The organism is Pseudomonas sp. (assembly GCF_051660785.1).
Lineage (GTDB): Bacteria > Pseudomonadota > Gammaproteobacteria > Pseudomonadales > Pseudomonadaceae > Aquipseudomonas.
This window is the reverse complement of record NZ_JBOFQE010000018.1, coordinates 1-10,607: the sequence shown is the minus strand read 5'-3', so window position 1 is coordinate 10,607 and position 10,607 is coordinate 1. Positions and strand designations below refer to the sequence as shown.

9 protein-coding genes are annotated in these 10,607 nt (G+C 60.4%); 7 read left to right on the top strand and 2 right to left on the bottom strand.

Features of this window, described 5'->3' with window-relative positions; all coding sequences use genetic code 11:
* Positions 1–1,042: 1,042 nt before the first annotated feature.
* Together ACRC4F_RS04715 and ACRC4F_RS04710 are read right to left on the bottom strand one after the other, a co-directional pair.
* Complete coding sequence (locus ACRC4F_RS04715) at positions 1,043–2,518, bottom strand: inorganic phosphate transporter (RefSeq protein ID WP_438658299.1); 1,476 nt, start codon at positions 2,516–2,518, stop codon at positions 1,043–1,045.
* 377 nt (positions 2,519–2,895) lie between these two features.
* Complete coding sequence (locus ACRC4F_RS04710; RefSeq protein ID WP_007935837.1) at positions 2,896–3,096, bottom strand: hypothetical protein; 201 nt, start codon at positions 3,094–3,096, stop codon at positions 2,896–2,898.
* A 679-nt stretch (positions 3,097–3,775) separates the two neighbouring features.
* On the opposite strand from ACRC4F_RS04710, the gene pcaR reads away from it, so the two are divergent.
* The 7 genes from pcaR (at position 3,776) to pcaG (ending at position 10,508) form a co-directional block, all read left to right on the top strand.
* Positions 3,776–4,618 (top strand): pca regulon transcriptional regulator PcaR, encoded by an 843-nt coding sequence (gene pcaR / locus ACRC4F_RS04705; protein WP_010462552.1) that lies wholly within the window; start codon positions 3,776–3,778, stop codon positions 4,616–4,618.
* Positions 4,619–4,746: 128 nt separating this feature from the next.
* The gene (locus ACRC4F_RS04700) at positions 4,747–6,093 is read left to right on the top strand and encodes an MFS transporter (RefSeq protein ID WP_438658298.1); all 1,347 of its coding nucleotides are present in this window, start codon (positions 4,747–4,749) and stop codon (positions 6,091–6,093) included.
* A gap of 268 nt (positions 6,094–6,361) precedes the next feature.
* On the top strand, positions 6,362–7,219 hold the full coding sequence (locus tag ACRC4F_RS04695; protein ID WP_059407998.1) for a CoA transferase subunit A: 858 nt from the start codon (positions 6,362–6,364) through the stop codon (positions 7,217–7,219).
* Complete coding sequence (locus ACRC4F_RS04690) at positions 7,219–7,998, top strand: CoA-transferase subunit beta (RefSeq protein ID WP_438658297.1); 780 nt, start codon at positions 7,219–7,221, stop codon at positions 7,996–7,998. The genes ACRC4F_RS04695 and ACRC4F_RS04690 overlap by 1 nt, the downstream gene beginning before the upstream one ends.
* Positions 7,995–9,200: a 3-oxoadipyl-CoA thiolase gene (pcaF, locus tag ACRC4F_RS04685; protein ID WP_438658296.1), complete on the top strand. Its 1,206-nt coding sequence runs from the start codon at positions 7,995–7,997 to the stop codon at positions 9,198–9,200. Before ACRC4F_RS04690 ends, pcaF begins: the two co-directional genes overlap by 4 nt.
* A gap of 35 nt (positions 9,201–9,235) precedes the next feature.
* Positions 9,236–9,940: a protocatechuate 3,4-dioxygenase subunit beta gene (pcaH, locus tag ACRC4F_RS04680; RefSeq protein ID WP_438658295.1), complete on the top strand. Its 705-nt coding sequence runs from the start codon at positions 9,236–9,238 to the stop codon at positions 9,938–9,940.
* Position 9,941: 1 nt separating this feature from the next.
* The gene (gene pcaG, locus ACRC4F_RS04675; RefSeq protein WP_438658294.1) at positions 9,942–10,508 is read left to right on the top strand and encodes a protocatechuate 3,4-dioxygenase subunit alpha; all 567 of its coding nucleotides are present in this window, start codon (positions 9,942–9,944) and stop codon (positions 10,506–10,508) included.
* The last annotated feature ends 99 nt before the right edge of the window (positions 10,509–10,607 follow it).

The following is a 10,607-nucleotide window of genomic DNA, read 5'->3' as shown; positions in this document are numbered from 1 at the left end:
GCGCCAATCCCCGGATGAACACCTCCACTCAGCCTCCCGAACGGGGCGGGCAGATCAACATCAAAAGCAAGATCAAAAGCTGAAGGCGAGCTAACGCTCGGCCTGATGAGTGGTGAGAAGCAAAAGCCGTACGCCGATCTATTGTGGGAGCTGGCCTGCCAGCGATGGCGGCCTGATAGCCGACCAACATCTTGCAGATGTACACCAGACCTGTGGGAGCTGGCTTGCCAGCGATGGCGGCCTGCCAGCCGACCAATCTCTAGCAGATGCTCACCGAACCCCTGTAGGAGCTGGCCTGCCAGCGATGGCGGCCTGCCAGCCGACCGATCTCTAGCAGATGTTCACCGAACCTGTGGGAGCTGGCCTGCCAGCGATGGCGGCCTGCCAGCCGACCAATCTCTAGCAGATGCTCACCGAACCCCTGTAGGAGCTGGCCTGCCAGCGATGGCGGCCTGCCAGCCGACCAATCTCTAGCAGATGCTCACCGAACCCCTGTAGGAGCTGGCCTGCCAGCGATGGCGGCCTGCCAGCCGACCACTAACTTGCAGATGTACCCCGAACCCTTGTGGGAGCTGGCCTGCCAGCGATGGCGGCCTGACAGCCGACCATTTCTTGCAGGTGTTCACCGAACCCTTGTGGGAGCTGGCTTGCCAGCGATGGCGGCCTGCCAGCCGACCGATCTCTAGCAGATGTTCACCGAACCTGTGGGAGCTGGCCTGCCAGCGATGGCGGCCTGACAGCCGACCAATCTCTAGCAGATGTTCACCGAACCTGTAGGAGCTGGCCTGCCAGCGATGGCGGCCTGACAGCCGCCCAATTTCTTGCAGGTGTTCACCGAACCTGTGGGAGCTGGCCTGCCAGCGATGGCGGCCTGACAGCCGACCAATTTCTTGCAGGTGTTCACCGAACCTGTGGGAGCTGGCTTGCCAGCGATGGCGGCCTCACGGCCAACCAATCTCTTTCTACAGAACCGCAATGCCTAATTGCAGGCAATAAAAAGGCGCGAACCTCACGGAACGCGCCTCTTTGTCGCAGCAATAAATCAGCTACCCAATGCCTTCGACGCCAGCCAGAACAGGCCGGCCGACAAGGCCACTGTCGCAGGCAAAGTCAGGACCCAGGCCAGCAGGATGGTGCGCACGGTGCCGCCTTGCAGGCCGCTTTTGTTGGCGACCATGGTGCCGGCAACGCCCGAGGACAGAACGTGGGTGGTGGAAACCGGCAGGCTGAAGATGTTTGCCATGCCGATCAGGCTTGCGGTGGTGATCTGTGCCGACATGCCTTGCGAGTAGGTCATGCCTTGCTTGCCGATCTTCTCGCCGATGGTCAGCACTACGCGTTTCCAGCCGACCATGGTACCCAGGCCGAGGGCCAGGGCTACCGCCAGAATCACCCAGAACGGGGCGTATTCGGTGGTGGTGGTCAGGTCTTTGCGCAGTTTGTCCAGGTCAGCCTTTTCACGGGCAGCGAGGCCAGGCAGCTTGCCGACTTTCTTCGCCGTGTCGTCCAGGCAGAGCAGGTAGCGACGGACTTCGATGCGACTGTCCGGCGGCAGCGAGTGGTAGTCCGCTACACCTTTAAGGGTGCCGAGGAGGGCGGTGATGGTCGGTTCGGTCTGTTGCGGGTTGCAACGGAATTTTTCCGGCAGATCACCTTCCACGCTTTTGCCCAGGGCCAGGTATTCGCCCAGTGTGTCGGCGTTGCGCTTGTAGAACTGGCTCAGGTGCAGGGTCGCATCGCGGGTGCGTTCGATCTGGTAGGTCGTGCTGCCCAGGTCAAGTACGAATTGCGCCGGCACGATACCGATCAACACCAGCATGATCAGGCCGATGCCTTTCTGGCCGTCGTTGGAACCGTGTACGAAGCTCACGGCCATGGCCGAGATCACCAGTACCAGTCGGTTCCAGAACGGCGGGTGTTTCTTGTCGTCGATCTTGCGGCGCTGTTCCGGTGTCTTGTGCATCTTCGACAGGGGACGCCACCATTTAAGGCCGATCAATATCAAAGCCGCGACCAGGAAACCCGCCATCGGCGAGAACACCAGGGACGCGCCGATATCGATCGCCTTCTGCCAGTTCACGCCATCGGCCAACGGAATGTCGTTGATCAACGCGTTGGCCAGGCCGACGCCGAGGATCGAACCGATCAGCGTATGGGAACTGGAGGCCGGGATACCGAAGTACCAGGTGCCCAGGTTCCAGGTGATGGCGGCGGCGAGCAGCGAGAACACCATCGCCAGCCCGTGACCGGTGTTCACATTGATCAGCAGTTCTACCGGCAGCAAGTGGACGATGGCATATGCCACGCCGACACCGCCCAGCAGCACGCCGAGAAAGTTGAACACACCGGAAAAGAATACCGCCAGATGAGGCGGCATGGCTTTGGTGTAGATAACGGTGGCCACCGCGTTAGCGGTGTCATGAAAGCCGTTGATGAACTCGAAGGCGAGGACAAAGGCCAGGGCGAGCAAGAGGCTCACAAGCACCCAAGCATCCAGTCCGCTGAATAAATCGATCATGAAGGTTTTCTGACCCGGTCATAAGGGGGCGCGATTATGCCAGAAAAGACTGCTAATCGATGCACTAGGTGCTCATCGGTAACATTCTTCAATGAATTAGTTTGTGACGATAGCTTATCCCCGAGGTTTTTACCGGGTTTTGCAAGTCATTGAATTCAGATGAAAAGGCCGCAGCCACAAGGGTTTCGCTCGTGAGGACGAGAGACTTGAACGCTTGTGTGAAATATCTGAGAAGAGGGTCAGGCATGTGCCGTTTTCCTCATCCATAGGGTGAGGTGGCCGCTGCCCGCTTGTAGCGGGCGCGAAAGGCATCATCCAGATAACCCGCTTTTAACGGGTGCAGATGCAGACCCTTGTAAGGATTCAGGCCGGAGTGATCATGGCTCTTCGGCTTTGAGTTCCTTTTCCATCTTCTGCAATTCCTGGGTGAACGCCTGATCCTGAACGGTGGCGCGTTTACGCCAGGGTTTGCGTTCGGGTTCGGGCTGAGCGGCGTAGGTGGTGACTTCCCCGCCGTAAACTTCCTTGTAACGTTGTTCCTGGCGCTCAAGTTCCGCGCGCAGTTCGTCTTTCGTCACAGTGCTACCTGTATGAGTTGAGATAAATTCTGGTGAAACGCGCTGCATGGAACCCATTGACCACACCCGTCGAAAGGACAATGCCCGAAAAGGCATCGTTTTTACGGCGTACGAACAATACTTCCATGTTGCAGGCGGCCACGGCACCAGAGAAAAACAGCTGACGTAGCATCAGTTACCTGTTTCAGCGAGCGCGTTGGCGGAGCATATGAAACGAGCGTCAAGCGCTTGCTGCACGCAGCGACGATGGAATACCGGGCTGCGGAGTGGCGGAGTCGGCACGTAAAAACCGTTTCGCCACTGAGGTGCATTATAGCGGTCGATCCGAAGAACACTATCTCTCGAGAGTTAAAAGTAGTTCCAGCTGTGTGATTGTTTTGTTACTCGCAACTTTCAGCGGTAACTAGGGTGTGAGTGATGTCACATTGCAACGATGTCTTTCTGGCGCCATAAAGTCGAACAAGTTAACCCCATTACATCCGCCCTTTAAATCAGCGAAGAATAAAAGTATGTAATGGGCACTGCAAAAATCAGTGCGCGCAGGTGCCATCGTCTGTGAGGCTGATTGCGATTATCGGTCGATGGTTCGATAATCGCCCAATCTTGCGGCCTGTGACTTGTGTACCGGACCCGAAGCCGCATGTAATAGCCGCTGATCCGTGTGGGAAAAGGACCTGAAATGAACGATCAAATGCGCAATTCCTTCGCTTCAGTGGCGCCGCCGATCGTGGCCTCGCCCGCCAAGCGAATCCAGGCCCTGACCGGCGACCCGGATTTCATGACCTCCCTGGCTCGGGGATTGGCGGTGGTCCAAGCGTTCCAGGAGCGCAAGCGACACCTGACCATTGCCCAGATCAGTCATCGCACCGAAATTCCCCGCGCCGCAGTGCGACGTTGCCTGCACACCCTGATCAAACTCGGCTACGCCACCACTGACGGACGCACTTACTCGCTGCTGCCCAAAGTGCTGACACTCGGCCATGCGTACCTGTCCTCAACGCCTTTGGCGGTGTCCGCCCAACCGTATCTGGACCGCATGAGCGAGCAACTTCATGAGGCCTGCAACATGGCCACGCTGGAAGGCGACGACATTTTATATATCGCTCGTTCGGCGACTACCCAGCGTCTGATTTCCGTCGACTTGTCTGTGGGCGGGCGGTTGCCGGCGTATTGCACGTCCATGGGCAGGATCCTTCTCGCGGCACTGGATGACACGTCGCTACGCGAATACCTCGACCACGCGGAGTTCCAGGCCAAGACCAGCCGAACCCTGCACACCCCCGAAGCGCTACTCGAATGTTTGCAGGAAGTGCGGCAACAAGGCTGGTGCATCGTCGATCAGGAACTGGAGCAAGGCCTGCGCTCGATTGCCGTTCCGGTGTACGACGCTTCCGGTCAGGTGGTGGCGGCGCTCAACGTCAGTACCCACGCCGGGCGGGTCAGCCGCAACGAGCTGGAGCAACGTTTCCTGCCTGGCCTGCTGAGTGCCAGTCGTGACCTCAGCGCCCAGTTGTTTGCCTAAGCTGTTCGATAAACGCACAGAGTCGCGTTTATCGAATTGACGCTCTTTCCCCAAGATCACTAATGTCGCGGCAGCGCCAGCCTCAGGCTGGCACCTGTCCGACTGCGTTCTTGCGTGGAATAAAAATAATGAACCAGCCTCAGTCTGCTGTAGGAAACTGCCTCGACGTGCAGTCCTTCATCAATGCTCAACCCATTTCGCGCTACCAGTGGCGAGTGGTGATCCTGTGTTTCCTGATTGTCTTCCTCGATGGCCTCGACACTGCGGCCATGGGCTTCATCGCGCCTGCCTTGTCGCAGGATTGGGGCATCGACCGCGCCAGTCTCGGCCCGGTGATGAGTGCCGCGTTGATTGGCATGGTCTTCGGTGCACTGGGCTCCGGCCCCTTGGCTGACCGCTTCGGGCGAAAAGTCGTACTGGTCGGCGCGGTACTGGTGTTCGGCGCCTTCAGCCTGGCTTCGGCGTACAGCACCAACGTTGATCAGCTACTGGTCCTGCGTTTCCTCACCGGCCTGGGCCTTGGCGCCGGGATGCCGAACGCCACCACCCTGTTGTCGGAATACACCCCGGAACGCAAGAAATCCCTGCTGGTGACCAGCATGTTCTGCGGCTTCAACCTCGGCATGGCCGGTGGCGGGTTTATTTCGGCCAAGCTGATTCCTGCCTTCGGCTGGCACAGTCTGCTGCTGATTGGCGGGATCCTGCCGTTGATCCTCGCCGTCGTCTTGCTGTTCTGGCTGCCGGAATCGGCGCGCTACCTGGTCGTGCGCAATCGGGGCACCGACAAGGTGCGCAAGACCCTGGCGCCGATCGATCCGGTCGTCGTCGCCCAGGCGTCGAGCTTCAGCGTGCCGGAACTGAAAACCGTGAAGGCCCGCAACGTGTTCGCGGTGATCTTCTCCGGCACTTACAGCGCCGGCACTTTGTTGCTGTGGCTGACCTACTTCATGGGCCTGGTGATCGTTTACCTGCTGACCAGTTGGCTGCCGACGCTGATGCGTGACAGCGGCGCGAGCATGGAGCAAGCGGCGTTCATTGGTGCGCTGTTCCAGTTTGGCGGGGTGCTGAGCGCAGTGGGTGTGGGCTGGGCGATGGACCGGTTCAATCCGCACAAGGTCATCGGCATTTTCTACTTGATGGCCGGGGTGTTTGCCTACGCGGTAGGGCAGAGCCTGGGCAACATCACGATGTTGGCGACGTTGGTGCTGGTGGCCGGGATGTGCGTCAACGGTGCGCAATCGGCGATGCCTTCGTTGGCGGCGCGGTTTTATCCGACACAGGGGCGTGCGACCGGGGTCTCGTGGATGCTGGGGATTGGCCGCTTCGGCGCGATTCTCGGGGCGTGGATGGGCGCGACGCTGCTGGGGTTGGGCTGGAATTTTGAACAGGTGCTGACGGCGCTGGTGATTCCGGCGGCGGTGGCGACCACGGCGGTGGTGATCAAGGGCATGGTCAGTCATGCGGATGCGACCTGACAGTCTGATCCAGATTCTTTGGTGCGTTTGAGGGCCTCATCGCGAGCAGGCTCGCTCCCACAGGGCATGCGTGATCCCTGTGGGAGCGAGCTTGCTCGCGATGCTTTTTATCTTCGGTAGCGAGACAACAATCTGTTCGATAAACGAACACTCAGTCGATTATCGGATTGTTTGGCGTTTTGCACAGGCTTAACCTTCAGTCATTCCGGCGCGCGCATCGCGCCTTTTTCTACCACTGTCGGTTCATAACAAAACGGGAGCCTGCCCCATGGCTGAAATCCTTTCGCTGCACGACGCGGTGAAGCAATTCGTCAACGACGGCGATACCGTCGCGCTCGAAGGCTTCACTCACCTGATCCCTACGGCGGCGGGTCATGAAATCATTCGCCAGGGCAAGAAAGATCTGACGCTGGTGCGGATGACGCCTGACCTGATCTACGACCAATTGATCGGTGCCGGTTGTGCTCGCAAGCTGATTTTCTCCTGGGGCGGCAACCCGGGTGTCGGTTCCCTTCACCGTCTGCGTGACGCCGTCGAGAAGCAGTGGCCGCACGCGCTGGAAATCGAAGAACACAGCCACGCCGACCTGGCCAATGCCTACGTCGCTGGCGCCTCCGGCCTACCGTTCGCGGTGCTGCGTGCCTACGCCGGTTCTGACCTGCCGAAGGTCAACCCGCTGATCAAGACCGTCACCTGCCCGTTCACCGGTGAAGTGTTGGCGGCCGTGCCTTCGGTGCGCCCGGACATCACCGTGATTCACGCGCAGAAAGCCGACCGCAAAGGCAACGTGCTGTTGTGGGGCATTCTCGGCGTGCAGAAAGAAGCCGCCCTGGCCGCCAAGCGCTGCATCGTCACCGTCGAAGAAATCGTCGACGACCTCAATGCACCGATGAACTCCTGTGTGCTGCCGACCTGGGCCTTGAGCGCGGTTTGCCACGTCCCTGGCGGCGCGCATCCGTCCTACGCCCACGGTTACAACGAGCGCGACAACCGCTTCTACCAGGCCTGGGACCCGATTGCCCGCGACCGTGACACCTTCACCGCGTGGATCAATGAATACATTCACGGCTGCGCTGACTTCAGCGAGTTTCAGGCCAAGCTGGCCGCTGCTTCGGAGGCCAAGTAATGACTTACACCACCAATGAAATGATGACCGTCGCCGCCGCGCGCCGCCTGAAGAACGGTTCGGTGTGCTTTGTCGGCATCGGCCTGCCGTCGAAAGCGGCCAACCTGGCGCGGCTGACTTCTTCGCCGGATGTGGTCCTGATCTACGAATCGGGTCCGATCGGTGCCAAGCCGAGCGTACTGCCGCTGTCCATCGGTGACGGCGAACTGGCGGAAACCGCCGACACCGTCGTGCCGACCGGTGAGATTTTTCGCTACTGGTTGCAGGGCGGGCGCATCGACGTCGGTTTTCTCGGTGCCGCGCAAGTCGACCGCTTCGGCAACATCAACACCACAGTGGTGGGCGATTACCACTCCCCGAAAGTCCGTTTGCCGGGTGCCGGTGGCGCGCCGGAGATTGCTGGCTCCGCCAAAAGCGTGCTGGTCATCCTTAAACAGTCGGCGCGTTCCTTCGTCGACAAGCTCGACTTCATCACCTCTGTCGGCCATGGCGAGGGCGGTGATTCGCGCAAGCGTCTCGGTCTGCCGGGCGCAGGTCCGGTCGGCATCATCACCGACCTGTGCATCATGGAACCGGAAGCGGACACCCATGAATTCGTGGTCACCGCGTTGCACCCGGGCGTGACCCGCGAGCAAGTGATTGCCGCCACCGGTTGGGCGATTCGTTTCGCAGACACGGTTGAAAATACCGCCGAGCCCACCGACGTTGAATTGAAGGCGCTCAGGGATCTGGAAGCCCGCACCGCCGCCGCCCACGGCCAAGCACCCGGAGAAGCGTGATGCGCGACGTTTATATCTGCGATGCAATTCGCACCCCCATCGGCCGTTTTGGCGGTGGCCTGTCGGCGGTTCGTGCTGACGACCTGGCCGCCGTGCCGATCAAGGCCTTGATGGACCGCAACCCGTCGGTGGACTGGAACGCGGTGGACGAGGTGTTCCTCGGGTGCGCCAACCAGGCCGGCGAAGACAACCGCAACGTCGCGCGCATGGCGCTGCTGTTGGCCGGGTTGCCGGAAACTATTCCGGGCGTCACGCTCAATCGCCTCTGTGCTTCGGGTATGGATGCGATCGGCACGGCGTTCCGCGCCATCGCCAGCGGTGAAATGGAGCTGGCGATTGCCGGTGGCGTCGAGTCGATGTCCCGCGCGCCGTTCGTGATGGGCAAGGCTGATGCGGCGTTCTCGCGCACCATGAAGCTGGAAGACACCACCATCGGCTGGCGCTTTATCAACCCGTTGATGAAAGCCCAATACGGCGTCGATGCGATGCCGCAGACCGCCGACAATGTGGCCGACGATTACGAAGTGTCCCGCGAAGATCAGGACGCTTTCGCCCTGCGCAGTCAACAGCGGACAGCCGCCGCGCAAGCTGCAGGATTTTTCGCTGAAGAAATCGTTGAAGTACGCATTGCCCACAAGAAAGGGGAAACCGTCGTCAGCCAGGATGAGCATCCTCGCGCTGATACCACGCTGGAAACCCTGGCCAAGCTGAAACCCGTCAACGGTCCCGATAAAACCGTCACTGCCGGCAATGCTTCCGGTGTGAACGACGGTGCGGCAGCGCTGATTCTGGCTTCCGCCGAAGCGGTGAAGAAACACGGCCTGACCGCTCGTGCCAAAGTGCTGGGCATGGCGAGCGCCGGTGTAGCGCCGCGGGTGATGGGCATCGGCCCGGTGCCGGCGGTGCGCAAACTGACTGAACGCCTGGGTCTGGCCGTCAGCGATTTTGACGTGATCGAACTCAATGAAGCCTTCGCCAGCCAGGGTCTGGCGGTGCTGCGCGAACTGGGGCTGGCGGATGACGCGGCTCAGGTCAATCCGAACGGTGGCGCCATTGCCTTGGGCCATCCGTTGGGCATGAGTGGCGCGCGCCTGGTGCTGACGGCGTTGCATCAGCTGGAAAAAACCGGTGGCAAGAAAGGTCTGGCGACCATGTGCGTCGGCGTCGGCCAAGGCCTGGCCTTGGCCATCGAACGCGTCTGACGCCCGGCAGACTAATAAGAACAGAGGAAAGCGAAATGACTGACAAGCCTGGTTACCGTCGCCCGCAGGAAGGCACCCAGCCGGACTACCTGCACCCGACTTATCAATCCACCAACCTGCGCTCGCCGTCCAAGCCGTTGGTGTTTTTGCCTCATTCGTTGTCGGAAATTACCGGTCCGACCATCGGCGCTGAACGCGTCAACGAGAAGGACAACGACCTGACCGCCCAGCATCATGGCGAACCGTTGGGCGAACGCATCATCATTCACGGCCGCGTGCTGGATGAGGACGGTTTGCCGGTGCCGGGGATTCTGGTGGAGATCTGGCAGGCCAATGCCGCCGGTCGCTACAACCATGCCCGCGACCTGCACGACGCAACGCTGGACCCGAACTTCACCGGCACCGGCCGCACCGTAACCGACGCCGATGGCTGGTACCAGTTCCAGACCATCAAGCCCGGCGCTTATCCGTGGGGCAATCACCACAACGCCTGGCGCCCGGCGCACATCCATTTCTCGCTGTTCGGGCCGAGCATTCTGACGCGCCTCGTCACGCAGATGTATTTTCCGGGTGACCCGCTGCTGGCGTATGACCCGATCTACAACTGCGTGCCCGATACCCGCGCCAAAGAGCGTTTGATCGCCACGTTCGACCTGGAAAAAACCGTCCCTTCCTATGCCCTCGGTTATCGCTGGGACATCGTCTTGCGCGGCCGCGAAGCCACGCCGATGGAGAAATAAGATGACGCTGACTGCGACCACGTCCCACACCGTCGGGCCGTATTACCACATCGGCCTGACCTGGCTGAACCGCGAAGACCTGACAGTCGAACAAACCCTCGGTGAGCGCGTGGCGATCACCGGGCAAGTGATTGACGGCAACGGCGACGTCGTCAACGACGCGATGCTCGAAGTCTGGCAAGCCAACGCCGCCGGCAAGTACGACCATCCCGAAGACGACCAGGCCAAACTCCTGGATCCGAACTTCGAAGGCTTCGGCCGGGTGCCGGTGGATGCCGAAGGGCGCTTTCGCTTTACCACCATCAAGCCCGGAACAGTGGAAGGCCTGAAGGGCTCGACCCAGGCGCCGCATCTGGTGGTGCTGGTGTTCGCTCGCGGGTTGGTGAAGCACTTGCTGACGCGGATTTATTTTGAGGGCGAACCGGCGAATGTCGAGGACCCATTGCTGGAATGCGTGCCGGCCGAGCGCCGCAGTACGTTGCTGGCGAAGCAGGATGCGTCAGGTGTTTATCAGTGGAATGTGATCCTTCAGGGCACTGATGCGGAAACGGTGTTCTTCGACTACTGAAGGCACGCCTCAATCCCTGTGGGAGCGAGCCTGCTCGCGATAGCGGTGTATCAGTACCTGCAACGCTGAATGACACACCGCAATCGCGAGCAGGCTCGC